Source organism: Streptomyces sp. CRN 30 (assembly GCF_034105845.1).
The window spans coordinates 1-25,595 of sequence record NZ_JAVRHI010000305.1 but is presented as its reverse complement, the minus strand read 5'-3'; the positions used below and the strand labels follow the sequence as shown (position 1 = coordinate 25,595).

General features: G+C 72.1%; 26 protein-coding genes. 12 read left to right on the top strand and 14 right to left on the bottom strand.

The window, feature by feature from the left end:
• Nucleotides 1-268: 268 nt before the first annotated feature.
• Nucleotides 269-1,237, bottom strand: a complete 969-nt coding sequence (locus UW392_RS33235; RefSeq protein ID WP_320778908.1) for a diacylglycerol/lipid kinase family protein — start codon at nt 1,235-1,237, stop codon at nt 269-271.
• A 117-nt stretch (nt 1,238-1,354) separates the two neighbouring features.
• Between UW392_RS33235 and UW392_RS33230 the strand changes: the two genes are divergently transcribed.
• Entirely contained in the window at nt 1,355-1,810 is a 456-nt protein-coding gene (locus tag UW392_RS33230) for a hypothetical protein (protein WP_320778907.1), read from the top strand.
• Between the two features lie 7 nt (nt 1,811-1,817).
• On the opposite strand, the gene UW392_RS33225 is transcribed toward UW392_RS33230, so the two are convergent.
• The 3 genes from UW392_RS33225 to UW392_RS33215 all read right to left on the bottom strand — a co-directional run bounded on the left by UW392_RS33225 (nt 1,818) and on the right by UW392_RS33215 (nt 3,828).
• Nucleotides 1,818-2,900 carry an RNA polymerase sigma factor SigF gene (locus UW392_RS33225; protein WP_320778906.1) on the bottom strand — a complete coding sequence of 361 codons (1,083 nt, stop codon included), beginning with the start codon at nt 2,898-2,900 and terminating at the stop codon, nt 1,818-1,820.
• Nucleotides 2,897-3,310: an anti-sigma regulatory factor gene (locus UW392_RS33220; RefSeq protein ID WP_004925829.1), complete on the bottom strand. Its 414-nt coding sequence runs from the start codon at nt 3,308-3,310 to the stop codon at nt 2,897-2,899. Before UW392_RS33220 ends, UW392_RS33225 begins: the two co-directional genes overlap by 4 nt.
• Nucleotides 3,311-3,567: 257 nt before the next feature.
• Nucleotides 3,568-3,828, bottom strand: coding sequence for a UBP-type zinc finger domain-containing protein (locus tag UW392_RS33215; RefSeq protein ID WP_320778905.1), 261 nt, complete (start codon nt 3,826-3,828; stop codon nt 3,568-3,570).
• A 62-nt stretch (nt 3,829-3,890) separates the two neighbouring features.
• Here UW392_RS33215 and UW392_RS33210 point away from each other — a divergent pair, with 62 nt between their 5' ends.
• A complete protein-coding gene (locus UW392_RS33210; RefSeq protein ID WP_320778904.1) occupies nt 3,891-5,483 on the top strand; it encodes a Na+/H+ antiporter in 1,593 nt (530 codons plus the stop codon).
• Between the two features lie 4 nt (nt 5,484-5,487).
• Here UW392_RS33210 and UW392_RS33205 read toward each other — a convergent pair whose 3' ends face one another.
• On the bottom strand, nt 5,488-6,438 hold the full coding sequence (locus UW392_RS33205) for a 1-aminocyclopropane-1-carboxylate deaminase/D-cysteine desulfhydrase (RefSeq protein WP_320778903.1): 951 nt from the start codon (nt 6,436-6,438) through the stop codon (nt 5,488-5,490).
• A gap of 46 nt (nt 6,439-6,484) precedes the next feature.
• Nucleotides 6,485-7,063: an N-acetylmuramoyl-L-alanine amidase gene (locus tag UW392_RS33200; protein ID WP_320778947.1), complete on the bottom strand. Its 579-nt coding sequence runs from the start codon at nt 7,061-7,063 to the stop codon at nt 6,485-6,487.
• Between the two features lie 330 nt (nt 7,064-7,393).
• Between UW392_RS33200 and UW392_RS33195 the strand changes: the two genes are divergently transcribed.
• Both UW392_RS33195 and UW392_RS33190 read left to right on the top strand, forming a co-directional pair.
• Complete coding sequence (locus UW392_RS33195; protein WP_320778902.1) at nt 7,394-8,800, top strand: family 2B encapsulin nanocompartment shell protein; 1,407 nt, start codon at nt 7,394-7,396, stop codon at nt 8,798-8,800.
• Between the two features lie 32 nt (nt 8,801-8,832).
• The gene (locus UW392_RS33190; protein ID WP_320778901.1) at nt 8,833-9,951 is read left to right on the top strand and encodes a family 2 encapsulin nanocompartment cargo protein polyprenyl transferase; all 1,119 of its coding nucleotides are present in this window, start codon (nt 8,833-8,835) and stop codon (nt 9,949-9,951) included.
• A gap of 985 nt (nt 9,952-10,936) precedes the next feature.
• Here the strand turns inward: UW392_RS33190 and sodN are convergent.
• Nucleotides 10,937-11,332 (bottom strand): superoxide dismutase, Ni, encoded by a 396-nt coding sequence (sodN, locus tag UW392_RS33180; RefSeq protein WP_004983535.1) that lies wholly within the window; start codon nt 11,330-11,332, stop codon nt 10,937-10,939.
• A gap of 146 nt (nt 11,333-11,478) precedes the next feature.
• Between sodN and sodX the strand changes: the two genes are divergently transcribed.
• Nucleotides 11,479-11,913, top strand: coding sequence for a nickel-type superoxide dismutase maturation protease (gene sodX, locus UW392_RS33175; protein WP_320778899.1), 435 nt, complete (start codon nt 11,479-11,481; stop codon nt 11,911-11,913).
• Here sodX and UW392_RS33170 read toward each other — a convergent pair.
• On the bottom strand, nt 11,817-12,446 hold the full coding sequence (locus UW392_RS33170) for a CGNR zinc finger domain-containing protein (RefSeq protein ID WP_320778898.1): 630 nt from the start codon (nt 12,444-12,446) through the stop codon (nt 11,817-11,819). The two genes, sodX and UW392_RS33170, sit on opposite strands and share 97 nt — an antisense overlap.
• A 100-nt stretch (nt 12,447-12,546) precedes the next feature.
• Here UW392_RS33170 and UW392_RS33165 point away from each other — a divergent pair, with 100 nt between their 5' ends.
• Nucleotides 12,547-13,317, top strand: coding sequence for a class I SAM-dependent methyltransferase (locus UW392_RS33165; protein ID WP_320778897.1), 771 nt, complete (start codon nt 12,547-12,549; stop codon nt 13,315-13,317).
• A 71-nt stretch (nt 13,318-13,388) separates the two neighbouring features.
• Here UW392_RS33165 and UW392_RS33160 read toward each other — a convergent pair whose 3' ends face one another.
• Genes UW392_RS33160 through UW392_RS33150 form a run of 3 tightly spaced genes read right to left on the bottom strand, consistent with a single transcriptional unit; the run spans nt 13,389 to nt 16,085 of the window.
• Nucleotides 13,389-14,153 carry an amino acid ABC transporter ATP-binding protein gene (locus UW392_RS33160; RefSeq protein ID WP_320778896.1) on the bottom strand — a complete coding sequence of 255 codons (765 nt, stop codon included), beginning with the start codon at nt 14,151-14,153 and terminating at the stop codon, nt 13,389-13,391.
• Between the two features lie 4 nt (nt 14,154-14,157).
• Nucleotides 14,158-15,090 carry an amino acid ABC transporter permease gene (locus UW392_RS33155; RefSeq protein ID WP_320778895.1) on the bottom strand — a complete coding sequence of 311 codons (933 nt, stop codon included), beginning with the start codon at nt 15,088-15,090 and terminating at the stop codon, nt 14,158-14,160.
• Between the two features lie 32 nt (nt 15,091-15,122).
• Complete coding sequence (locus UW392_RS33150; RefSeq protein ID WP_320778894.1) at nt 15,123-16,085, bottom strand: ABC transporter substrate-binding protein; 963 nt, start codon at nt 16,083-16,085, stop codon at nt 15,123-15,125.
• Between the two features lie 710 nt (nt 16,086-16,795).
• Here UW392_RS33150 and UW392_RS33145 point away from each other — a divergent pair.
• Nucleotides 16,796-18,016, top strand: a complete 1,221-nt coding sequence (locus UW392_RS33145) for an NADP-dependent malic enzyme (protein WP_320778893.1) — start codon at nt 16,796-16,798, stop codon at nt 18,014-18,016.
• 139 nt (nt 18,017-18,155) lie between these two features.
• Nucleotides 18,156-19,121 carry a zinc-binding dehydrogenase gene (locus UW392_RS33140; RefSeq protein WP_320778892.1) on the top strand — a complete coding sequence of 322 codons (966 nt, stop codon included), beginning with the start codon at nt 18,156-18,158 and terminating at the stop codon, nt 19,119-19,121.
• 58 nt (nt 19,122-19,179) lie between these two features.
• Here the strand turns inward: UW392_RS33140 and UW392_RS33135 are convergent, their stop codons facing one another.
• The 3 genes from UW392_RS33135 to UW392_RS33125 form a co-directional block, all read right to left on the bottom strand.
• Nucleotides 19,180-20,313, bottom strand: a complete 1,134-nt coding sequence (locus tag UW392_RS33135; protein WP_320778891.1) for a PadR family transcriptional regulator — start codon at nt 20,311-20,313, stop codon at nt 19,180-19,182.
• 1 nt (nt 20,314) lies between these two features.
• On the bottom strand, nt 20,315-21,292 hold the full coding sequence (locus UW392_RS33130; protein ID WP_320778890.1) for a DUF4097 family beta strand repeat-containing protein: 978 nt from the start codon (nt 21,290-21,292) through the stop codon (nt 20,315-20,317).
• Nucleotides 21,293-21,495: 203 nt separating this feature from the next.
• A complete protein-coding gene (locus UW392_RS33125; RefSeq protein ID WP_018892073.1) occupies nt 21,496-21,678 on the bottom strand; it encodes a DUF6104 family protein in 183 nt (60 codons plus the stop codon).
• Nucleotides 21,679-21,885: 207 nt separating this feature from the next.
• Here UW392_RS33125 and UW392_RS33120 point away from each other — a divergent pair, with 207 nt between their 5' ends.
• The 4 genes from UW392_RS33120 to UW392_RS33105 all read left to right on the top strand — a co-directional run.
• Entirely contained in the window at nt 21,886-22,308 is a 423-nt protein-coding gene (locus UW392_RS33120; RefSeq protein ID WP_320778889.1) for a CU044_2847 family protein, read from the top strand.
• Nucleotides 22,301-24,262, top strand: coding sequence for a trypsin-like peptidase domain-containing protein (locus UW392_RS33115; protein WP_320778888.1), 1,962 nt, complete (start codon nt 22,301-22,303; stop codon nt 24,260-24,262). Before UW392_RS33120 ends, UW392_RS33115 begins: the two co-directional genes overlap by 8 nt.
• 145 nt (nt 24,263-24,407) lie before the next feature.
• Entirely contained in the window at nt 24,408-25,406 is a 999-nt protein-coding gene (locus UW392_RS33110; protein ID WP_320778887.1) for a MoxR family ATPase, read from the top strand.
• Nucleotides 25,407-25,409: 3 nt separating this feature from the next.
• A partial coding sequence (locus UW392_RS33105; protein ID WP_320778886.1) for a hypothetical protein occupies nt 25,410-25,595 on the top strand: 186 nt, incomplete at its 3' end.

The following is a 25,595-nucleotide window of genomic DNA, read 5'->3' as shown; positions in this document are numbered from 1 at the left end:
CTTTCACGAATCCCTCAACAAGTGAAGGGCCGACCGCCAGGTTCCCTGGCGTGGTCCTGTGTGTGTAGAGGGGTTCCGGTGATCTGTGGAGGCCGGTCTTGCGGGGCCGTCCCGATCGCCACGTAGAGACTCGCAAACCTCAGCGGCGGATACAACCCCTTCTGGAAAGTTTTTTTTGATTCTTCGGTGTCGACTAGGTCACAGCCGTACTTCCATGGGGTGGACCCTGGCCTAAACGTTCGAGTGAAAGGACTTTAGCTGCTTCTGCTCACACAATCACACGCAGTGCACGGCGTACGCCTGTGAACGTCACGCTCGTACGCAGCCCCAGGTGGTCACCGTCCATCTGCAGGGGGAGCGGCACCTTCGAATGCAAGGTGAACTCGGACATGTCGTGCAGAGAGACAGCGTGCCGGCCGTGCGGTCCGCGCTCGGGGGACGAAGTGAGCAACTGGGTGCCATACCGGGCAACCGCCGCCGTCGTCATCCGGCTCAGACCGAGAACGTCGAGCCCTTTATCGAACGACGCCTTAGGCGACGCGTACATCGGGTGATTGCCCAGGAACGTCCACGGAGAGGTGTTCGAGACTATGGAGAGCACCAGATCGGTCACCGGGTCCTGGCCCGGCCGCTCCAGCGTGATCGTCCCCTGCCGGCGGTGCGCCTCGCCGAAGAACTGGCGCAGCACCTGACGCACGTAAAGGGCGTGGGTGGACTTCCGGCCCCGCTCGCGCTGCTGCTCGACCCGGCCGACCACCCCGGCGTCGAATCCGAGACCCGCGTTGAAGGTGAACCAGCGGGACGGCACGGCCTCGTCCTCCGAGCCCCGGGTGCCGGAGGTCAGCCCCAGGCCGACGGTCCGCTCGCGGCCCTCGCGCAGCGCGTCCAGCAGGGCGCCGGTGGCCTCCACCGCGTGGTTGGGCAGACCGAGGGCGCGGGCGAAGACATTGGTGGACCCGCCGGGCACCACCGCGAGCCGGGGCAGGTTCTCCGGGTCGGGACCGGCGTGCAGCAGTCCGTTGACGACCTCGTTGACCGTGCCGTCGCCGCCGAGGGCCACCACCAGCTCGATGTCGTCGCTCTGCGCCGCCTGCCGGCCGAGGTCGCGCGCGTGGCCGCGGTACTCGGTGGTGACCGCCTCCAGCTTCATCTCGCTGGCGAGCGCGTGGATCAGCACGTCGCGCGTGCGCGCGCTCGTGGTGGTTGCCGCCGGATTGACCACGAGAAGTGCACGCATGGTCTGCAGGGTACCTACTGGGCGGTACCGGGCCCAGACCCGCTGGTGGATCGGGGTGCGCGCACCGACGTGAACCTCGTCGGCGGGCGTCCGGGCGGTGCGGGCTACCCTTCAGGGGTGAGCAGTGAGCCGAACCCCAGTGCCGACGCCGCCGCCCCCGCCGGGGAGGCGGGCGCCCGTCCCGTCCGGCTGACCGTGGCGGCCGCGCTGGCCGGCCTGGAGGGCCTCGCGCTCGTCGCCGGCGGTGCCTGGATGCTGGTGGGCGGTCTCACGGGACACCCCGACGACCGCACCCAGGCCGTCACCGGCGGCGTCACCCTGATCGTCCTCGCCCTGCTGCCGCTGCTCGCCGCCCGCGGGCTGCTCGCCCGTCGCGGCTGGAGCCGCGGCCCGGCCCTGATCACGCAGATCATGGCGCTGCCGGTGGCCTACAACCTGCTCCAGGCCGACAGCATCGCCATCCCCGCGGGGATCGCGCTCGCCGTGGTGGCGGTGGCGGCGCTGGTGCTGATCGTCAATCCCGAGACGACCCGGGCCCTCGGGATCAAGGGCCCCGGGAACGCCCCGAAGTAGCTCCGGGCTACTCCTCGACCAGCAGCTTCTCCCGCAGCTGGGCCAGCGTGCGCGCCAGCAGCCGCGAGACGTGCATCTGCGAGATGCCGACCTCCTGCGCGATCTGCGACTGGGTCATGTTGCCGAAGAAGCGCAGCAGCAGGATGCGCTTCTCCCGGGGCGGCAGGTCCTCCAGGAGCGGTTTGAGCGACTCCCGGTACTCCACGCCCTCCAGGGCCTCGTCCTCCGCGCCGAGGGTGTCGGCGACCGCCGGGGACTCGTCGTCGGTGTCGGGGACGTCCAGGGACAGCGTGGAGTACGCGTTGGCGGACTCCAGGCCCTCCAGGACCTCCTCCTCCGAGATGGCCAGCTTCTCGGCCAGCTCGTGCACGGTGGGGGAGCGGCCGTGCAGCTGGGAGAGCTCCGCCGTGGCCGTGGTCAGCGACAGCCGCAGCTCCTGGAGCCGGCGCGGCACGCGCACCGCCCAGCCCTTGTCCCGGAAGTGCCGCTTGATCTCGCCGACGACCGTCGGCGTCGCGTACGTGGAGAACTCCACGCCGCGCTCCGGGTCGAAGCGGTCGACCGACTTGATCAGCCCGATCGTGGCGACCTGGGTGAGGTCGTCCAGCGGCTCCCCGCGGTTGCGGAAGCGGCGCGCGAGGTGCTCGACCAGCGGCAGGTGCATCCGCACCAGCCGGTTGCGCAGCTCCGCGTACTCGGGGCTGCCGTCGCTCATCCCGCGCAGCTCGGTGAACATGGCACGCGCCCCGCTGCGGTCCTGCGGGTCGTTTCCGGAGTGTCGCTCGTGCTCGCTCATCGTCCCGCCCGTAGCCCTTTCCGGAGCCCTTGCCTCCGCTCGGCCGGGCTGGACGGGATGACCCCCGCCCCGCCCGTCCGAAGGCCCGTCCTGCACGGCACCGTCCCCGCCCCGACGACCGGCGCCCGGGGCGCCGCTCTCCGCGGCGTCCTCGGGGTGCGGGCGGGCCTGCTCGGGGATGCCGTCGATGCCGTCCGCCCTGCGCCGGGCCGCGCCCGGGGCGCGGACGCCCTCGGCCGGTGGCTCCCGTGTGCCGCGCTCTTCGTCCCGCACCGGCCCGTCCCCGTTCCTCACGCCGGCCCGGGTCCCGCGCCGCGCTGTTTGTAGAGGCTGATCGACACGGTCTTGTCCTCGTCCACGGCGGAGGAGACCTTGCCCGCCAACGCGGACAGCACGGTCCAGGCGAAGGTGTCCCGTGACGGAGCGTGACCGTCGGTGGTCGGTGCCGAGACGGTGACCTCCAGTGAGTCGTCGACGAGTCGGAAGACACAGCTGAGCACGGAGCCGGGCACGGCCTGCTGGAGCAGGATCGCGCAGGCCTCGTCCACCGCGATGCGCAGGTCCTCGATCTCGTCGAGGGTGAAGTCCAAACGGGCCGCGAGGCCGGCCGTCGCCGTACGCAGCACCGACAGGTAGGCCCCCGCGGCCGGCAGCCGGACTTCCACGAAGTCCTGGGTCGCGGGCTCGCCTGCGATCTGGGACACCCTCACCTCCAAGGTGGTACAAGCGTTTCAGGGCCGAGAGTCGCCCCTCGGGTAACGCGGTGACGCGATACGTGGTTCAGCGGTGACGTTATCGCGCTCCGTACTTTCCTGTCCCCGAGACCCCAACCCCTTGCTGTCACTCATAGTAAACACGCGAACACGCACAGTGGCTAGGGGTCGGGCGGGCCCAAATCGGAAGACCGCGCGCCGGGTTGACGTACCCAGGGCTCAGGCGGTCGAACCGTCCCTTCTTCCCACTACACCAGCACGTGGTCCACGAAGCACCAGCGCCACTCCTCGCCCGGCTCGAAGGTCCGCATCACCGGGTGACCGGTCCCCTCATGATGACCCGTGGCATGGCGTCCCGGCGAGGAGTCGCAGCAGCCGACATGACCACAGGTGAGGCACAGCCGCAGCTGCACCGGATCCGTCCCTGCCGCCAGGCACTCCGGGCACGTCGCGGTCAGCGGTGCGGGCTCCGGGTGCGGCAGCGCGTCGGCGTGCGTGCACTGTTTCATGATTGCCAGGTTACGACGGGCGCGCGGAAGACCGCGCGGAGGAAAAAGGGTGGGCGAGGACCATGGACGTGATGCCGCTGCTGTTGCTGGTGGCGGGCAGTGCGGCGGTGGCCGCGGCGGGACGGCGCACACCGGTGCCGGCGCCGCTGCTGCTGGTCGCGGTGGGCCTGGCGGTCAGCTACCTGCCGGGCGTGCCGGACTACACCCTCGACCCGCACATCGTGCTGCCGCTCCTGCTCCCGCCACTGCTGTACACGGCCGGAACCGAGAGCTCCTACCTGGACCTGCGCGCCCAGCTGAGACCCGTGGCGCTGCTGTCCGTGGGGTACGTCCTGTTCGCGACCTTCGTGGTCGGCTGGGCCGCGTACGTCATCGTGCCCGGACTGCCGCTGACCGCCGCGCTGGTGCTCGGCGCGGTCGTGGCGCCGCCGGACGCGGTGGCCGCGACCGCCGTCGCCCGCCGGGTCGGACTGCCCAACCGGATCACCACGATCCTCCAGGGCGAGTCCCTGGTGAACGACGCCACCGCCATCACCGCCTACAAGGTCGCGCTCGCCGCGGCGGTCGGCGAGGGCGCCACCTGGGCCGGGGGGATCGGCGAGTTCCTGATCGCGGCGGTCGGCGGCGTCGGCGTCGGCCTGGTGCTGATGGTGCCGCTGCACTGGCTGCGCACCCGGCTGAAGGAGCCGCTGCTGCAGAACACGCTCTCGCTGCTCATCCCCTTCGTCGCCTACGCGGTCGCCGAGCAGGTGCACGCCTCCGGAGTGCTGGCCGTGGTCGTCGTCGCGCTCTACCTCGGCCACCGCGCGTGGGAGGTCGACTTCGCCACCCGGCTCCAGGAGGACGCGGTGTGGAAGATGGTCGCCTTCGTCCTGGAGTCCGCGGTGTTCGCGCTCATCGGACTCCAGCTCCCGGTGGTCCTCAAGGGCCTCGGCGAGTACGAGGGGATCGACGCCGCCTGGTACGCGCTCGCCGTGTTCCTGGTGGTCGTCGCCGCGCGGTTCGTGTGGTCCTACCCGGCGACCTTCCTGCCCCGTCTCTCGGCACGCGTACGCGCGCGTGAGGAGAACCCCACCTGGAAGCAGCCCTTCGTCATCGCCTGGGCCGGCATGCGGGGCGTGGTCTCCCTGGCCATCGCCTTCTCCGTCCCGCTCACCCTGCCCGGCGGCGAACCCTTCCCCGAGCGCAACCTCATCCTGTTCCTGACCTTCACCACGGTCATCGGCACGCTCGTCGTCCAGGGCGTGACCCTGCCGCCGCTGATCCGCCTGCTGAAGTTCCCCTCCCACGACGTCCGGGCCGAGACCCTTGCCGAGGCCAACGCCCAGGCACAGGCGTCCCGGGCCGCCGAACAGCGCCTGGACGCCCTGCTGACCGACGAGCGCAACGCCCTGCCGGGCCCGCTGGCCGAGCGGCTGCGCACCGTCCTGGAACGCCGCCGCAACGCCGTCTGGGAACGGCTCGGCCAGGTCAACCCCGTCACCGGGGAGAACGTCGACGACACTTACCGCCGGCTCTCCCGAGAGATGATCAGCGCCGAACGCGACGTCTTCGTCAAGCTCCGCGACGGCCGCTACATCGACGACGAGATGCTGCGCACGCTGCTGCGCCGGCTGGACCTGGAGGAGGCGGCGGCGTACCGCGAGACGGCGTGAGCGGTCAGCCGTCCCCGGGCTGCGGGGACGGGCGGCCGTCCTGGGGAGGCGGGAACGGGCGGCCGGTGATCACCGCCGCGAGCGTCGTCCCGCGCGGGAACGCGCCCTCCTCCGTCAGCGTCACCAGGGCGTACAGCAGCTTCGCCACGTAGAGGCGCTCGACGGGCAGCCCGTGACGCCGCTCGAAGTCGTCCGCGAAGGCGTCGAGCGCGGGGGAGGTGCGCGCGTAGCCGCCCCAGTGGAAGCGGTCGTCGAGGCTCCAGTCGCCGCGCGGCCCGCCGAACGCCCGCTCCTGCAGCCGCCGCACGTCGCCGTCGAGGAAACCGCCCTTGAGCACCGGCACGCCCAGCGCCCGCCGGCCGGGCGGCAGACCCGCCGCGAGTCCGGCCAGCGTGCCGCCGGTACCGCATGCGACGGCCACCACGTCGGCCCGGTCGCCCAGCTCCTCGCCCAGCGCCCGGCAGCCGCGCACCGCGGCGGCGTTGCTCCCGCCCTCCGGCACGACGTACGCCTCCGGTGCCCCGGCCGCCCGCAGCAGCGCCGCCAGCGTCTCCGGTTCGGACTTGCGGCGGTACGCCGACCGGTCCACGAAGTGCAGTCGCATGCCGTCGGCCGCGCACCGCGCGAGGGAGTCGTTGAGCGGGCGGTCCGCCAGCTCCTGCCCGCGCACCACCCCGACCGTGGAGAGGCCGAGCAGCCGGCCGGCGGCGGCCGTGGCGCGCAGGTGGTTGGAGTACGCGCCGCCGAAGGTGAGCACCGTACGGCCGGCGGCCGCCGCGAGGTTGGGCGCCAGCTTGCGCCACTTGTTGCCGACCAGCTCGGGATGGATCAGGTCGTCCCGCTTGAGCAGCAGCCGTACGCCGTGGCGCGCGAACCGCTCGTCCGCGGCCTCGCACAGCGGCGAGGGCAGCTGGGGGCGCAGAGCGGGCGGGCCGGGAACGTCATGGCGGGACACACCGCCATTGTCGCTCCGTCCCCGCCGCGCCCGGCTCCGCCCCGCGTCACTTCAGACGGTCCCGGACGCGCTCACGCATCGACTTCATCGTGAACCCGCGCGGATCCACCTTCCCCGGCTGCCACTCCAGGTGCCCGATGACCGACCGCTCGTTCCAGCCGTGGTGGCGGCAGATCGCCGCGGCGGCCTTCTCGATGGCCTCCAGCTGCGCCTCGGGCCACGGGTCGTCGCCGTCGCCGAGGTTCTCGCACTCGAAGCCGTAGAAGCGGGCGTTGCCGTCGGTGTTCGCCTCGTTGTCCTTCGGCAGCGCCTTCTCGGCGATCACCGCGCGGAGCACGTCGTCGTCGCCGAGACCGGCGTGGTTGGCCCGGCCGTAGCCGATCAGGTGGACTCTGCCGTCCTTGGTGATGACGCCGTGACACAGCGGACCGGGCAGGCCCTCGTATCCCGTGCGGCACAGTTTCACCGTACTGGCGCTGCCCTTGGTGGCGGTGTGGTGGATCATCACGCCGTTGACCGGGCCCCAGGCGCCCTTGGCATTGCGGTTGTGCTCTCGCCAGTCACCGACCTCGACGACCGTGAGTCCCTCCGCCTTCAACGCTTTCAGCAACTTGCTCGCGGACATCGGTGAGGCCATCACCGGCTCCTTAGCCCTTCGCACGGCCGCCCGGTGCGGCCGCCTCGTACGGGGCTTGTACCAAAGCGGAGCGCTGTCTATTACTCGTTCGGCCCTTGTACGAGCCGATCCGGTCAACTTTCCTGCATGCGAGCCCACTTCGGCCCCGGTGGCCGCCCTGCGGGATCCCTTACGGAAAACGCGTATGTGCCCCGACCAACCGTGATCCATTCCCGCTCTTTCGTGTAATAGCACCGGCACGTTCCGTGAGGAAGGCTGGGCCGTGCACATCGATGGCGGGCGCGGAGGCGTCCGGCATGACCGGGAGGGCAATTCCTTATGTCGGTAGGCGAAGAGATCCGCACCGAGCAGACCAGGCCGCAGCAGAGCCTCGGCACGGCGGCCGCGCGGAACCTGGCCACCACGACCAAGTCCGTGCCGCAGATGCAGGAGATCAGCTCACGGTGGCTGCTGCGCGCGCTGCCCTGGGTCGACATCCAGGGCGGTACGTACCGGGTGAACCGGCGCCTGACCTTCGCCGTGGGCGACGGCCGGGTGACGTTCGTGAAGACCGGCGACCGCGTGGAGGTCATCCCCGCGGAGCTGGGCGAGCTGCCGGCGCTGCGGTCCTACGAGGACGACGAGGTGCTCTCCGAACTGGCCCGGCGCTGTGAGCAACGGGAGTACTCCCCGGGCGACGTGATCGCCTCCTTCGGCAGCACCGACGACGAGGTGTACCTGCTCGCCCACGGCAAGGTGGAGAAGGTCGGCACCGGCCCCTACGGCGACGACGCCGTCCTCGGAGTCCTCGCCGACGGCGCCTACTTCGGCGACCGCGCCCTGCTCGACGGCGACGCCATCTGGGAGTACACCGCCCGCGCCGTGACCGCCTGCACGGTGCTGGTGCTGCCCCGCCAGGCGGTGGAGCAGGTCGCGGAGCGCAGCGACTCCCTGCGCGCGCACTTCGCGGAGCGGCGTTCCATCCCCCGGCAGGCCACCAACAACCACGGCGAGAAGCAGATCGACCTCTCCGCCGGCCACAGCGGCGAGCCGGACATCCCGCACACCTTCGTCGACTACGACGCCCGGCCCCGCGAGTACGAACTGAGCGTCGCCCAGACCGTCCTGCGTATCCACTCGCGCGTGGCCGACCTCTACAACCAGCCGATGAACCAGACCGAACAGCAGATCCGGCTGACGGTCGAGGCGCTGAAGGAGCGCCAGGAGCACGAGCTGGTCAACAACCGCGAGTTCGGCCTGCTGCACAACTGCGAGTACGACCAGCGCATCCAGCCGCACGACGGCGTCCCCGGCCCGGACGACCTGGACGAGCTGCTCAGCCGCCGGCGCGGCACCAAGCTGCTCCTCGCCCACCCGCGCGCGATCTCCGCGATCGGCCGCGAGCTGAACAGGCGCGGGCTGGTCCCCGAGACCATCGACGTCGCGGGCAACCGCATCCCCACCTGGCGGGGCGTGCCGATCTACCCGTGCAACAAGATCCCCGTCTCCGAGGCCCGCACCTCCTCGATCATCGCCCTGCGTACCGGCGAGGCGGAGCAGGGCGTCATCGGCCTGCGCGCCGGCGGCATCCCGGACGAGATCGAGCCGAGCTTGTCCGTGCGGTTCATGGGTATCAATGAACAGGCCATCATCAAGTACCTGGTGACCGCCTACTACTCGGCCGCGGTGCTGGTGCCGGACGCGCTCGGCGTACTGGAGAACGTCGAGATCGGCCGCTGGCAGTGACGCCCGGCGCCCGCGTACCCGCGGCGCTCGCCGTGACAGGGGAAAGGCACAGGCCCATCGGGACACAGAGGGAGAGCGGGCGGCCGGTTCCCGAGGGGCGGGAGCCCGCGGCGGAGGGCACCGACGGGCACGAGGCGGCGGAACTGCTCCGGCAGGCCCGGGTGTCGGTCGATCCCGAGCTGCGCTCCGCGCTCACCACTCTGCCGGGCCCGCTCGGCAGGGTGGCGCTCTACCACTTCGGCTGGCAGCAGGCGGACGGGACACCGGCCGCGGGCAACGCGGGCAAGGCGATCCGGCCCGCGCTCGTCCTGGCCTCCGCCGCCGCGCTCGGCGGGGACGGGGCCCGGTCGGCGGCCGTGCGGGCGGCGGTCGCGGTGGAGCTGGTCCACAACTTCACGTTGCTCCACGACGACGTGATGGACCGGGACGCCACCCGCCGCCACCGGCCCACCGCCTGGACCGTGTTCGGCGACGCCGACGCGATCCTGGCGGGGGACGCCCTCCAGGCGCTGGCCCTGCGGCTGCTCGCCGACGACCCGCACCCGGCGTCTGCGGCGGCGGTCGCCCGGCTCGCGGACTGCGTCGTCGAGCTGTGCGCGGGACAGCAGGCGGACACGGCGATGGAGCGGCGCGGACCGGAGGGGATCACCCTCGACGAGACGCTCGCCATGGCCGAGGCCAAGACCGGCGCGCTGCTCGGCTGCGCCGCCGCCCTGGGCGCGCTGTACGCGGGCGCGGACGACGAGGACGTACGGGCGCTGGACGCGTTCGGCCGTGAGGCCGGGCTCGCCTTCCAGCTCATCGACGACGTCATCGGGCTGTGGGGCGACCCGCGCCGCACCGGCAAGCCGGCCGGGGCGGACCTGGCGGCCCGCAAGAAGTCGCTGCCCGTCGTCGCCGCGCTCACCTCCGGTTCCCCGGCGGCGGCCGACCTCTCCGAGCTGTACGCGCGGCCGTACCGGGAGGGCGCGGAGGATCTGGCCGCGACCGCGCTGCTCGTGGAGCAGGCGGGCGGCCGGGACTGGGCCCAGGCGGAGGCGGCCGACCGGATGGGCCGGGCCATGCAGGAACTGGCGCGGGCCGTGCCCGATCCCGAGCCGGCGGGCGGCCTGCTGGCGCTGGCCGAGTTCGTGACCCGCCGGAGCAGCTGAGACACGGGGGCGTGGCCCGTACGGCGCCCGCTGCCGTACGGGCCGGCCGCGGGCGCCGGTCGCAAGGGAGCGCGGACCGGCGGGGGGACGGCGGCTTCGGGCCGCCCTACGCTGAGGGCATGGACAGCGGCGAGCACGTCTGTCCCGTCTGCGGACAGCCCGTCAGGACGGTGCTCCGGCGCCGGAAGACGCTCGGGGCGTGGGTCCCGGCCTGGAGACCCGGCCCGTGCCTCGACCCCCGCTGCACGGCGTGCCCCGAGTGGAGCGCACAGCCGGACACGACGGAGGGGGACCGAGCGGCCGACGACCCGTGAACCGGGCCGGCCCGGCGACCGGGCCCATGCGCGGCCCCGACCGACGGCAGAACCCGTACCCGGCCGACGGGGGAACCCGCACCCGGCCGACGGGGGAACCCGTACCCGGCCGGACTGGGCCCCCTGCCCGGCCCCGGTCGACGGGAGAACCCGTACCTGGCCGACGGGGGAACCCGTACCCGGCCGCTGGGAGGACCCGTACCCGGCCGGACCGGGCCCCCTGCCCGGCCCCGGTCGGCGGCAAGTCCCGTACCCGGCCCGAAGGGGCCGGGCGGCCGGACCGAAGGGGCCACGGGATCGCGGACCGGTGGATGGCCGGAAACGGCCGAGAACGCGGTTATGGCCGGGGGGACGCGGCCGGGTATGGCCGGGCCGGGGTTACGGCCGGGGGCGTGGTTAGTACGGCCGAGACGACTTGACGGCCGTAGGGCGTGGCCCGGTACGGCCGGGACGGGGTTACGGCTGAGGGGCGTGGCCGGGTACGGCCGAGACGGGGCTTTGGCCGGGGGACGTGGCGCCGAGACGGGGCCGCGTCGAGGGAGGTCGACGGGGGCGGGGGCGCCGCCAGGTGTGGCGAAGGGGCCCGGCCGGGTGTGGCCGGGCCCCTTCGTGGGTGCCCGTGGGCCTGCGATGGTGCACCGATCGCCGGCCGCGGGGAGACCTGACGGTGATCAGGCCTTCTTGGTCTCCCAGAAGATCTTGTCGATCTGCGCGATGTAGTCCAGCGCCTTCTGGCCGGTGGCCGGGTCGGTGGACGCCTTCGCGGCCGACAGGGCCTTCAGGGTGTCGTTGACGAGCTGGTGCAGCTCCGGGTACTTCTCGAAGTGCGGCGGCTTGAAGTAGTCGCTCCACAGGACCGAGACGTGGTGCTTGGCCAGCTCCGCGCGCTGCTCCTTGATGACCGTGGCGCGGGCCTGGAAGTGCGGGTCGTCGTTGCCGGCCATCTTCTCCTGGACGGCCTTGACCGACTCCGCCTCGATACGGGCCTGGGCCGGGTCGTACACGCCGCAGGGCAGGTCGCAGTGGGCGCTGACCTTGACCTTGGGGGCAAACAGGCGGGAAAGCATGAAGCGTTCCTTCCTCGTGATCGTCTTCTCAGGGGGGACATTACTCTCTGGAGGAGACGATTTCGCGAGTGCCCCCGTGGGCTTAGGACAAAAGTCCGGGGTGAGACTGAGACTGGTGGAGGACTGAACCGGGGAGGTGCCGGGTGATGCCGGAGCTGTCGCAGGAGACCGAGCGCGCGAGAGGGCCGCTGCCCTTCGGGCCGGCCGAGGTGACCGGGCCGTCCATGGTGCCGACGCTGCACCACGGGGACCTGCTCCTGGTGCACTGGGGCGCCCGGGTCCGGCCCGGTGACGTGATCGTCCTGTGCCACCCGTTCCAGCAGGACCTGCTCGTCGTCAAGCGCGCCGCGGAGCGCCGCGAGGGTGGCTGGTGGGTGCTCGGGGACAACCCGTACGCGGGCGGTGACAGCACCGACTACGGGACGGTCCCCGAGGACCTCGTGCTGGGCAAGGTCCTGGGCCGCTACCGGCCGCGCGCCACCGGTCAGCGCTCGCCGCTCGCGCTGGTGCGCTGGGGGCTGTCTGCGGTCAGGCCGGTGCTGTCCGACCGGTCGGCCTCCAGGCGTTTGCGGGCGCGGTAGGCCGCGACGTTGGCGCGGGTGGCGCAGCGGTCGGAGCAGTAGCGCCGGGAGCGGTTGGTCGAGGTGTCCAGATACGCGTTGCGGCAGGGGGCCGCCTCGCACAGGCCCAGGCGGTCCACGCCGTACTCCGTCAGGTGGAAGGCCAGGCCCATCGCGGCGATGGCCGCGTACCCGGCGGTGGCGTTCGACGGGTGGTCCGCCAGGTGCATGTGCCACAGCGGACGGCCGTCGTCGTCCCGCGTGTCGTGCCCGGAGATCTGCGGGCTCACCGGGAACTCCAGGAGCAGGGAGTTCAGCAGGTCCACGGCGAGGGTCTCGTCGCCGCCGTCGGCCGCGTCGAAGACCGCGCGCAGCCGGGCGCGGACCGCGCGGAACCGGGTCACGTCCGCCTCCGCCGCGCGCCGGGCCGCCGACTGGCCCGCGCCGAACAGCTCGCGGACGGCCTCCACCGAGGTCAGGGAATCCTTGCCCCGCGCCGGCTCCTCGGTGTTGACGAGGCGCACGGCGTAGTCCGAGTAATAGGCCAGTTCCACTTGTAGTCCTTACGGAGGGGCTCTAGGGTCGTGCCTGCGATCAGGTAATGGCTGACCGTGCTTACAGGGTATTACGTGGCACAGCAGGAGGAGGGGCACGATGACGCACGCGGAGACCGCCACCGCCGGTACCGACTGGCAGGCCTGGCAGGACAGCTGGGACCGGCAGCAGGAGTGGTACATGCCCGACCGGGAGGACCGGTTCCGCATCATGCTCGACATGGTGGAGGCACTGGCCGGTCCGGCCCCGCGGGTGCTCGACCTCGCCTGCGGCACGGGCAGCATCACGGCCCGGCTGCTCGACCGCTTCCCGGAGGCGACCAGCACCGGCGTCGACCTCGACCCCGCGCTGCTCGCCATCGCCGAGGGCACCTTCGCGGGTGACGGGCGGGTCTCCCTGGTCACCGCCGACCTCAAGGACCCCCGCTGGCCGGCGGCGCTGCCGTACGACTCCTACGACGCCGTCCTGACCGCCACGGCCCTGCACTGGCTGCACAGCGAACCCCTCGCCGCCCTCTACGGCCAGGTCGCGGAGCTGGTCCGCGACGGCGGTGTCTTCATGAACGCGGACCACATGATCGACGAGGCGACGCCCCGGATCAACGCGGCCGAGCGGGCGCAGCGGCACGCCCAGATGGAGACCGCCAAGGCGAACGGCGCCCTCGACTGGTCCGAATGGTGGCAGCTGGCCGCAGAGGACCCGGTCCTCGCCGGTCCGACCGCCCGCCGCTTCGAGATCTACGGCGAGCACGCCGAGGGCGACACGCCCTCCGCCGCGTGGCACGCGCGCGTACTGCGCGAGAAGGGGTTCGGCGAGGCGCGGCCGGTGTGGTGCTCGCCGTCGGACACGCTGCTGCTGGCCGTCAAGTGATCAGTGCCCCCTCGCGGTGAACGCGTCGAGGGGCGGTACGGGTCTTCCGTACCGCCCCTCCCGCGACCGGGTCAGAGCACCTTGGACAGGAACGCCTTCGTCCGTTCGTGCTGCGGGTCGGTCAGGACGGCCCGTGGGTTGCCCGACTCGACCACCACGCCGCCGTCCATGAAGACCAGGCTGTCGCCGACCTCCCGGGCGAAGCCCATCTCGTGCGTCACGACGATCATCGTCATGCCCGACTCGGCCAGGTCGCGCATGACGTCCAGGACGTCGCCCACCAGCTCCGGGTCGAGCGCCGAGGTCGGCTCGTCGAACAGCATCAGCTTCGGGTCCATGGCCAGGGCGCGGGCGATCGCCACCCGCTGCTGCTGGCCGCCGGAGAGCTGCGAGGGGTAGCTGCCGGCCTTGTCGGCCAGGCCCACCCGGTCCAGGAGCTGCCTCGCCCGCTCCCTCGCCTGGGCCTTGCTCACGCCCTTGACCTGGACCGGCGCCTCCATGACGTTCTCGACGGCCGTCATGTGCGGGAACAGGTTGAAACGCTGGAACACCATCCCGATGTCCCGGCGCTTCAGGGCGACCTCGCTGTCCTTCAGCTCGTAGAGCTTGTCGCCCTTCTGGCGGTAGCCGACCAGCTCCCCGTCGACGTACAGCCGCCCCGCGTTGATCTTTTCGAGGTGGTTGATACACCGGAGGAAGGTGGACTTGCCGGAGCCGGAGGGGCCGATGAGGCAGAACACCTCGCCGGTCCTCACCTCCAGGTCGATGCCCTTGAGGACCTCCAGCGGACCGAAGGACTTGTGCACGCCCTCGGCCTTGACCATTGCCGTACTCATGGGATCAACGCCTCCGGGTGGACAGGGAGAACACGTTCGCCTTGACCTTCTGCCACGGCGTCGGCGGGAGCTGGCGGCTGGAGCCGCGCGCGTAGTAGCGCTCCAGGTAGTACTGGCCGACGCTGAAGACCGAGGTCATCAGCAGGTACCAGGCCGCCGCCAGGAAGAGCATCTCGGCCGGGGCACCGGAGACCTGGCCGATGTCCTGCGCGACGCGGAACAGTTCGGAGTACTGGACGACCGACACCAGCGAGGTCGTCTTCAGCATGTTGATGACCTCGTTGCCCGTCGGCGGCACGATCACGCGCATCGCCTGCGGGATCACGATCCGGCGCAGCGTCTTGGCGTGGCTCATGCCCAGCGCCTGCGCCGCCTCCGTCTGGCCCTCGTCGACGGCGAGCAGGCCGGCGCGGCAGATCTCCGCCATGTACGCCGCCTCGTTCAGGCCGAGACCCAGCAGCACCGTCAGGAGCGGCGTCATGAAGTCCGCCCACTCGTCGCGGTAGACCGGCCCGAGGTTGATGTAGTCGAAGACCAGGCCCAGGTTGAACCAGACGACCAGCTGCACCAGGACCGGCGTGCCCCGGAAGAACCAGATGTAGAACCACGCGATGGACGAGGTCACCGGGTTCTTCGACAGGCGCATGACGGCGAGCAGGATGCCGCCGCCGATGCCGATCACCATGGCCAGCACGGTGATCAGCAGGGTCCGTCCCACGCCGGGCAGGACGCGGTCGTCGAAGAAGTAGTCCGGGATCGCGCCCCAGTTGATGTCGCCCTGGGAGAACGCGTAGACGACCGCCGCCAGCAGGGCGATCGCGACGACGGCGCTGACGTAGCGGCCGTAGTGCCGGACCGGGATGGCCTTGATCGCTTCCGCGCCGGCCGGTGGTGTGGCGTCCGGGCCGTCCGTCGTCTTGTCGGTGTCAACAGTCACGGATGCTGCCTTTCAGTGCCCGCCGGGCACGGTCACACGCCGCCGTTGACGCTGGCGTCGGTGACGGCGCCTTCCGACACGCCCCACTTGTCCAGGATCTTCTCGTACTCGCCGTTGGCGATGACCGCGTCCATGGCCGCCTCCAGGGCGTCCCGCAGCTCCGTGTTGCCCTTGGCGACCGCGATGCCGTACGGCGCCGCCTCGACCTGCTCGCCGACCAGCTGGAAGTCCTTGCCGCCGCCGGAGGTCTTCACCGCGTACGCCGCGACCGGGAAATCGGACGAACCGGCGTCGGCGCCGCCCGCGCGCAGACGGGTCTGGGCCTGCTGGTCGTTGTCGAACGTCTCCATCGCGATCTTCTTGCCGGCGGGACACTTCTTGCTCTCCGCCTTCGCGAGGTCCTCGGAGACCGTGCCGCGCTGCACGACGATCTTCTTCCCGCAGAGGTCCTGCCAGGTCGCGATGGACTGGTCCTCGCCGCGCTTGGTGTAGATCGACACGCCCGCGGTGAAGTAGTCGACGAAGTCGACGCCCTCGCCGACCTTCTTGCCGGTGTCCGAGTCGATGCCCTCCTGACGGTCCTTGGTGTCCGTCATCGCCGACATCGCGATGTCGTAGCGGTTGGAGCGCAGGCCCGTGATGAGGGTGTCGAAGGTGCCGTTCTCGAACTCGAACGTCACACCGAGCTGCTTGCCCATCGCCTCCGCGAGATCCGGGTCGATACCGACCGTCTTGCCCGACTCGTCCTTGAACTCCACCGGGGCGTAGGCGATGTCGGAACCGACCTTGATGACCCCCTTGTCGCGGATCGACTTCGGCAGCTTGTCGGCCAGGGGAGCGGTGCTCGCCGACTGGCTCTCGCCGGAGTCGGCGCCGCCGTCGTCCGTCTGGTCGCCGCATCCGGTGAGCAGCAGTGCGCACGCGACCGCGATCGCGCCGACCGCGGCAGTGCGGGAGGGCGCGGCGGTCGTACGACGGGTGAAGCTTGCGGTCATGGTGGGATCCTCCGGCGGATGAGTGGAGCAGCCGATGGGGCGGGGCGCCCGTCGAGGTGCCGGCGGGCGCCGTGGGTCGACGGCGTGCGCGCGGCGGTCGTCGACGGCGGTGCACGGGGGTCTGCACGGCCACACGTCTTCGAGTGTCGCGACCTCGTGCGATTACGGCATCTTGCCATTCGGACGGAGCTGTTCAGGACGACCGCGATGTCAAAATCGGATAACGGGTCGGGGCGGGGTGCGCGGGGCGGCGTCGCGAACCGGAGCAGGTCGGTACATCACCGTCGATCGCCGCCGAACGTTTTCGCCGATCGCCGCGTTCGGCCGGAGATCTTCCGGTGGTGTGCTGTGGGGCATGTCACCGGCGTGTCACCGGCATACGGCTTTCGGTGTCCGGTATCCGAGTCCGGGTGCGCGGCGTGCGTTGTGCGCGCGGGTCCGCGTGCGCTGCGTGCGTGGGCCCGCGTGCGTTGTGTGCGCGGTCCGCGCCGGTCGGTGTGTGAGCTTGCGCCCAAGGGACTCGTCCGGGGAGGCGTCCGTCCGGTAAGAAGGTTCTTTACACCCCTCATCCGGGGCTCAGGGCGCGTGTGCGGCGCGCCCGTCGCGTACGGCCCGTACGCCTCTACATCCTGGGCCTTGCGCGGTCCCGCCCACTCCTCACCAGGAGTGGACCCACCCTCACACCTGAACTCTCTAAGGGGTACTACGAAGTGGCAGCGGAGATCGTCAATCCTCGCAGCGACAGTGACAGCGACAACGCCGGTGGCTCCTCCCTGGACGGGCTCGACCCTGCGTTCGCGCTGCATCGCGGCGGCAAGATGGCCGTGCAGGCCACGGTGCCGGTCCGTGACAAGGACGACCTGTCCCTGGCCTACACGCCCGGCGTCGCGAAAGTGTGCAGCGCGATCGCCGAGCAGCCGGAGCTGGTCAACGACTACACCTGGAAGTCGTCCGTCGTGGCCGTCGTCACGGACGGCACGGCCGTGCTCGGGCTCGGGGACATCGGGCCGCAGGCGTCCCTTCCCGTGATGGAGGGGAAGGCGATCCTCTTCAAGCAGTTCGGCGGGGTCGACGCGGTGCCGATCGCGCTCGACTGCACGGACGTCGACGAGATCGTCGAGACGGTGGTGCGGTTGGCGCCGTCCTTCGGCGGGGTCAACCTGGAGGACATCTCGGCGCCGCGGTGCTTCGAGATCGAGCGGCGGCTGCGGGAGCGGCTGGACATCCCGGTCTTCCACGACGACCAGCACGGTACGGCGGTCGTGACGCTGGCCGCGCTGCGGAACGCCGCCCGGCTGAGCGGGCGGTCGCTGGGCGAGCTGCGGGCGGTGATCTCGGGCGCGGGGGCGGCCGGGGTGGCCATCGCGAAGATGCTCGTCGAGGCGGGGATCGGTGACGTGGCCGTCACCGACCGGAAGGGCGTCGTGTCGGCGGACCGGGACGATCTGACGCCGGTGAAGCGGGAGTTGGCCGAGTTCACGAACAAGGCCGGGCGGACCGGGTCGCTGGAGGCCGCGCTGGACGGCGCGGACGTCTTCATCGGGGTGTCCGGAGGGACGGTGCCGGAGGAGGCCGTGGCCTCGATGGCCGACGGGGCGTTCGTGTTCGCCATGGCGAACCCCAATCCCGAGGTGCACCCCGAGGTCGCGCACAAGTACGCGGCTGTCGTGGCCACCGGGCGGTCGGACTTCCCGAACCAGATCAACAACGTGCTGGCGTTTCCGGGGATCTTCGCGGGGGCGCTGCAGGTGCGGGCGTCACGGATCACGGAGGGTATGAAGCTGGCGGCCGCGGAGGCGCTGGCGTCCGTGGTGGGGGACGAGCTGGCCGCGGATTACGTGATCCCGTCTCCGTTCGACGAGCGGGTGGCGCCGGCGGTGACGGCGGCTGTGGCCGCCGCGGCGCGGGCCGAAGGGGTCGCGCGCCGCTGACGCGTGGTGTGCTGTGTGTGGGCGGCCTCGTTCTCCTGCAGGAGGGCGGGGCCGTTCGCCGTCCCCCGTCGCACAAGAGGGCATGTGTCACAGTGTTCGGTGGTGTTGCCGGGGCTTCGGGGAACCTATCGTCGGGGGCATGTTCGCTGTCTACGCCGCCCGAATCGACCGCGACCACCCGCTCGACGGACTGGAGTCGGGAGAGCGTCCCGCTCCCGAGCTCCGTCCCGGCTGGAGCGTCGTCGATGTCAAGGCCGCTTCCCTCAACCACCACGACCTCTGGTCCCTGCGCGGGGTCGGTCTCCCCGAAGGCCGGCTGCCGATGATCCTCGGCTGTGACGCCGCCGGTGTCGACGAGGACGGCAACGAGGTCGTCCTGCACTCCGTCATCGGACAGAGCGGGTACGGGGTCGGCCCCGAGGAGCCCCGGTCGATTCTCACGGAGCGCTATCAGGGGACGTTCGCCGAGCAGGTCGCCGTGCCGACCTGGAACATCCTGCCCAAACCCAGGGAACTGTCGTTCGCGGAGGCGGCCTGTCTGCCGACCGCCTGGCTGACGGCGTACCGGATGCTGTTCACCAACGCCGGTGTGCGGCCCGGGGACTCCGTGCTGGTGCAGGGCGCGGGGGGCGGGGTCGCCACGGCGGCCATCGTGCTGGGCAAGGCCGCCGGACTGCGGGTCTTCGCCACCAGTCGGGATGAGGCCAAGCGGAAGCGCGCGGTGGAGTTGGGGGCCGTGGAGGCCGTCGAGCCGGGGGCGCGGCTGCCGCAGCGGGTCGATGCCGTGATCGAGACGGTGGGGGCCGCCACCTGGTCGCATTCGGTGAAGTCGCTCAAGCCGGGAGGGACCCTGGTCATCTCGGGGGCGACCAGTGGTGACCGGCCCTCGCACGCCGAGCTGACCCGGATCTTCTTCCTGGAGCTGAAGGTCGTGGGGTCGACCATGGGGACCAAGGACGAGCTGGAGGATCTGCTGTCCTTCTGCGCCGCCACCGGTGTGCGGCCCGTCATCGACGAAGTACTGCCCCTGGACCGGGCCCGCGAGGGCTTCGCCCGTATGGAGTCCGGGGAGCACTTCGGCAAGATCGTGCTGGGGAGTGGGTGAGGGGCCTTCCCCTGTCGGGGCAGGCCCTGCGGTCAGGGGGGGGCGGTCAGGGGGGCGGTCAGGGGGCCGGGGTCCTCAGCAGGGCTCCCAGCTGGGCCGCGGCCGTCGACAGATGGCGGCGGGCCTCGCGGAGCTGGTCGGGTGTGACGCCGTGGTCGCGGGCCGCGTCGCGGACGTCGTCCCGGAAGCGGTCCAGCAGGCGGTCCAGGTCGCGGGCCGGGTTGCCCGTCGAGTCCGCCGGCTGCTCATGGGCCCAGGAGGGCTCGTACTCCGCGGGAAAGGGATGAGAGGGCGAGGAGTACTCCGGGGCGGGGGAGGGGGAAGCGTACTCCGGGACGGGGGAGGAAGGGGAGTGCTCCGGGGAGGGCTTTGACATGGAGGGCTGCGGGGGGCGGGGGAAGCCGAAGTCCTTCCCCACGTCCTTGCCGAACTCGCCCATTTCCTTGACCAGCTCGCTGAGGCCCTCGCGCAGGCCCGTGGGCCAGTCGCCCCGCGTGAAGTGGTCCTGCACCTGTTCCTGGACGCGGTGGGCGATGCGCTGCACCTCCTCCGCGGCCTGGGTCCGGGCCCACTCCTGCGCCTCCTTCGCCTGGCGCCGGGCCCGCTGGGCCTCCTCGCGCGCCCGGCGGCTCTCGTCCTTGGCGCGGCGGGCCTGCTCCTTCCACTCCTGCTTCACGCGGCGCATCTCCTCCTTGGCCGAGCGCCACGCCTCCTTCTCGGCGGAGAGGGGAGAGCCGGTGGAGTCGGAGGGCTCGGACGGGTCGGCGGAGTCGCCGGTGGGGGGCCAGGTCGGGCGGGAGCCCCGGCGGGCCGCCGTGGCCGCCGCGCGCATCTCGCGGCGCAGGTCGCCCGCCGCACCCCGTACGTCGGCCTGGATCTCCGCGGCCAGTTCGGCGACCGACTCCCGGATCTCCAGCTCCAGGTCGGCCAGCTCGCCGCTGCGGTCGGCCAGTTCGGCGCGGCCCGCGTCGGTGATGGAGTACACCTTGCGGCCGCCCTCGGTGGTGTGGGTGACCAGGCCCTCGGCCTCCAGCTTGGCCAGGCGCGGATAGACCGTGCCGGCCGACGGCGCGTACAGGCCCTGGAAGCGCTCTTCGAGGAGCCGGATGACCTCGTAGCCGTGGCGCGGGGCCTCGTCGAGCAGCTTGAGGAGGTAGAGGCGCAGGCGGCCGTGGGCGAAGACGGGGGGCATGTCAGAGCACCTTCTTGTCGGTCGTACCGTCGTCCGGGACGTCCGTGGCGGCGGTGTCCCGGTCGGCAGTGGAATTGTCCCCCGAGGTGTGAGGTGGTGTGGGCGGCGGGGCGGCGGGCGTGGCTTCCGTCCGTCCGCTCCCGTGCTCGCGTTCCGTGTCCCAGTGGTCGTGCTCCGTCGGCGGGCGGCGCAGCAGGGCGATGGAGCCCGAGACCGTCGTCGCCTTCAGGCGGCCGTTGCCCGCGCCCAGGCGGCCCGTGATGCGCTTGGCGGCCCACGCGCCGGTGACCTTGAGGTCCTCGAAGGCGCTGGAGACCGTGCCGCCCGCGGTGTTGGCCTCCACCTCCGCGTCGGCAGGCTGGGGCAGGCGGATGGCGATCTCGCCCGAGACGCTGGTCAGGCTGATGTCCGTACGGCGGCTGGCCGGGTCGCAGTCGACGATCATCGAGCCGCTCACCGAGTCCGCCCGGACGGACGACCCCGCCTCCACGACCGTCAGGTCACCCGAGACGGAGTGGAAGCGGAGGTCGCCGGTGAGGGCCTGCGCCTCCACGTTCCCCGAGACGGTGTCCGCGCGGACCGGGCCCGCCAGGCCGACCAGGGTGGTGTCCCCGGAGACGCCCCTGATCTCCGCGCGGCCGTCGAGGCCGGAGAGGACGGCCGTGGCGCCGATCGCGCCGACCTCCACGCGCGTGCGGGTCGGGACGGCCAGGGAGACCACGGCGTGGCGGCGCCAGCCCTTGCGGTCCAGCCACTTGAGGAACCCCTTCCAGGGGAGGTCCTCGTAGGCCACGGTGAGCGTGCCGCCCTCCTGGGTCACGATCAGTGGCGGCCCCTCGATCGAGGAGACCTGGAGACGCGCGGCGCCCTCGTCCGTGCCGACGACGTTGACCGTGCCGTTGACGACGCGTACGTGCAGTTCGCTCACGGGCGTGTCGAACGTGAGCTTCTCCGGTTCCTTGACGGACCACTCGGGCATGGGTCGGCTCCCTTCGGCGCTCGACGCGCCATATCGCGTCCTCGCGGTACTTACGATATATCGCGGATCGGGGAAGTCAAGGCTGAAGTCAAGGTCGGAGTCGAGACCGAAGTCGTGGCTGAAGTCGAGACTTACGTGTATGCGAAAGGCCCGTCGGACGCTTCCGGTGGTGGAAGCGTCCGACGGGCCCTTGAGGGGTCCGCCTACTCCTCGTCGTCCTCGTCGTCCAGCCGGGCCAGCCACGTGGCCAGGCGTTCCACCGGGACCTCGAAGTCCGGGTTCAGGTCGACGAACGTACGCAGCTGCTCGGCGAGCCACTCGAAAGTGATCTCCTCCTCGCCGCGCCGCTTCTCCAGTTCCTCGATGCCACGGTCGGTGAAGTACAACTCTTGCTCCTGATGCGGACGGGACGAGCCCACGGGTTCTGCCTTCCAAGGGTAGGCGGTGCGGCGGCGGGGCGGACCGTGCGGCCGGTGGGGTCGGGCGCAACCGGGCTGGGTAGGGAACGCGTCGGGGCATGTGGGGAACGGACGCGGCGCAGTGTCCCGCGAGGACTTCAGCAGTAGGCCGCGAGGAGTGCACGGGGGAACGGCATGAGTCACATCCAGGACGTCCGGCTGCCGGACGGCACGGTGGTCACCGCCCGCATCGGGGCGGGCGACGGGTACGACGACCAGGAGGACGTCGGCTTCACCGAGGCGGCCGCGGCCAAGGTCGAGCAGTTGGAGGAGCTGATCAGGGGGGTCGGCGGATCGGTGCTCGACGCCGCCCGCGCGGCGCGGCCCAGCAGCGCCTCCGTCACCTTCGGCGTGGAGCTGACCGCCAAGGAGGGGCTCGCCGTCGCCGTCCTCGCCAGGGGCGAGGCCAAGGCGTCGATCGAGGTCACCCTGAACTGGGACTTCGACCCGCGGCCCGCAGACGGTGCCGGCGGTAGCGGTAGCGGTGCCGGCGGTAGCGGTGCCGGTGCCGGTGCCGGCGGAGACGGTGGCAGCGGGGGCGCGGTCGCGCATGAGTGAGCGGTACGACCGGCTGCAGGAGCTGGCGCGGGCCGCCACCGTCCACCTGCTGCCCGCCGGCGGCGGTGACGGACCCCTGTGGGGCAGCGGCTTCTTCGTCGCGCCCGGCTGGGTGCTCACCGCCGCCCACGTGCTGCGGCCGCACCTGCCGGACGGACCGTGCGACACCGTCTTCCGGGTGCGCGGCGAAGACGTCGAGGCCGAGGCCCGCCTGGCGCACTGGCTCGTCGGCGACGCCCGCGCCGCCAAGGTGCCGCTGGAGGAGGACCTGGCGCTGGTCCGGCTGACGGGCGGCGCCGACGAGCACCAGCACGAGTGCGTCTGGCTCGCCGACCGCGCCGTACGGCACTCCGGGGCGCTCAAGGCGTGCGGCTACTTCCCGGGGCCGCCGGAGACCCACTTCCGGCTCGTCGACGCCGAGATCAACGGGCACGAGGACACCCACGGGCTGATCATCAAGCCCGACATCGACTTCCCGAGCGGGGTCTCCGGCGGACCGCTGCTCGACCCGGAGACCGGCGCCGTCGTCGGAGTGGTCAAGTCGCGCCGCCGGCAGCAGGACGGCGGCAAGGCCGTGGCGATCTCCGCTCTGCGCCGGTTCGGTGAGACCTACCGCGAGGTGCTCGCCGCGCACGACCGCTGGCACGGCGACGAACCGTCCTCCGCCGCCGGGGACAACTGGATCGACCTCCAGGGCGGCGGCCCCGGCCCCGGCGCCGAGCAGTGGACGCCCGCAGACCGCCGCGAGGCCCTGCGGCTCCTCGCCGAGCTGCCCCCGCCGCCCGACGCGCCCACCGTGGAGCTGCTCGCCGCCAAGGCCCGCAGCCACAACCGGTGGCCCGGCTCCACCCCCGAGCTGCTCACCTGGCGCGACGGCGCGGGGCTGCTGTACGAGGGGACCCGCCCGCTGGAGGCGCTGACCTTCCTGCGGTACCTGAAATACGTCGAGCTGTACGTCCGCTCCCGCGGCGGCGACCCCGGCGACCTGGCCCGCTGGTCCGAGCGGCGGCTGCGCAAGGAACCGCGCCGGGCCATGCACGACTTCGTACGGGACGCCGTACTGCCCGAGGAGCTGCGGCCCGCGCCCGCGCACGGCGGCGGGCGGATCGTCATCCCGTACCCGGGACCGGGGGAGGGCCCCACCGCCGTGGTGCTGCTCGACCCGGTGATCGGCACCGAGACCGCGCGGTTCTTTTGGCAGATCTGGTACGACGGCGGCGACGGCGAGCCCGAGCTGTACGAGACCGACGGCTCCGTGCACGGCTGCGCCCCCGACGCACTGGTCCAGGCGCTGCGCGGACCGCTGGGCCGGCTGCTGCGCGCCCGCGACCAGGAGGGCAGGCCCGTACCGCTGGAAGTCGCGCTGCCCGTCGAGTACTTCGACACCGCCGTGCACCGCTGGCGGTTCGACGACATCGCGCAGCTGACCGACGGCGGTCACCTCGGCGCGCGCCGCCGGGTCGTCCTGCGCGCCCTTGAGCGCCGGGGAGATCCGGACAAACTGTGGGCCGAGCGCTGGCGTTCCACGTCGGCCGAGCGGCGCTTCACCGGCTGGCGCACCCCCGCGCAGGGCGTCCTGCCCACCGCGCGGGTCTACCGGGAGGCCGCCCACGACCGCATCCCGGTGATGTGCCGCCCGGCCGGTCACGGACCCGGGCGCACCGCCATGCGGCTCGCCCTGGAGAGCGGCCACGGCGTCGCCCTGTGGCACATCGAGGGCCACTCCACGCGCGCGTGCGCCGAGCCGTGCGACGTCCTGCACGCCAAGGCCCAGGAACTGCTGGGCACGCTCGGTTCGCTCGCCGAACTCCCGGACCGGCTGCGCCACCTGCGCCAGGACATCAGCGAACGCCGGACCGGCAACGGCTGGGCCGAACCGATGGCGCTGCTGTACGACGACCCGCGCCGCCCGCTGCCCGCCGAGGAGGCCGAGACCCTGGACGCCCCGCTGTGAGCGCGGCCCGGCGGCCCGGCGGCTGGCCGAAAACGCCTCTTTCCACAGGTCGCCGCGGGTACATTTTCAGGGGCCCGTTGCGGGTGTACGACGCCCCCGTCGGCCAGGACGTGGACCGCCGCCGACCGTCGACGAGGAGCAGGGCATGACCGAGTGGTTCATCTACCGGGGCGTCGGGCGACCGGATCCGGACAGGATCGACCGGCTCCCGCCGCCACCGCCGTGGCGCTCCTTCGACACCCCGCCGGTCGCCTACGACGTACCGGACCTCGACGCCTCCACCCGGCGTCGGCTCGGCGGCTCCACCGTCCCGCTGCCCGTCCAGGACCCCGACACCCTGGAACTCGTCAACGCCGCCCTGTACCTGCGCCGCCCCCTGCTCGTCACCGGTGAACCCGGCGTCGGCAAGTCCACCCTCGCCCACTCCGTCGCGCACGAACTCGCCCTCGGCCGGGTCCTGGAGTGGCCCGTCGTCAGCCGCAGCGAACTGCGCGAGGCGCTCTACACCTACGACGCCATCGGCCGGCTCCAGGACGCCCAGCTGCCCGGCGAGCAGAGCGCGCGGGACATCGGCCGGTACATCAAGCTGGGCCCGCTCGGCACCGCCCTCATCGCCGCCGACCGGCCCCGCGTCCTGCTCATCGACGAGCTGGACAAGAGCGACATCGACCTCCCCAACGACCTGCTGAACGTACTGGAGGAGGGCCGCTTCGCCATCCCCGAGCTGGAGCGGATCGCCGACCGCGCCCCGGTCGTGGACGTCCTCACCGACGACGGACGGCGGGTCGCGGTCACCGGCGGCCAGGTGCGCTGCCGCGCCTTCCCCTTCGTCGTCCTCACCAGCAACCGCGAGCGCGAGTTCCCCGCCCCGCTGCTGCGCCGCTGCATCACCCTCGACCTCAAGGCCCCGCGCGACGAGCGCCTCGCCGCCCTCGTCCAGGCCCACTTCGGCCAGGAGGCGTACGAGGACAACCGCGACCTCGTCGACCGGTTCGCCCACGCCGAGGCGGACGGCGCGATGCGCCCCACCGACCAGCTGCTGAACGCCATCTTCCTCACCCAGTACGCCGCCCGGGAGGCGGTCCACCGGCGGGAGGAGATCTCGGAGCTGCTGATGCAGCCCCTGGACCGCGGGCCCAGGTAACCGATGACCGCAGCGGACCCCGGACCCCCGGCCGACGGCGCCCACCCCGCGCTGACGGCCCTGGTCGCACGCCTGCGCGAGGCCGGTGTCGCCCCGGGCGTCGAGGAACTCGCCGACGCGCTGTGGCTGGCCCGCAGCCTCCCCGCCGGCGCGGGACGAGGACCCCGGGGCGCCCTCGCCGACGACGCG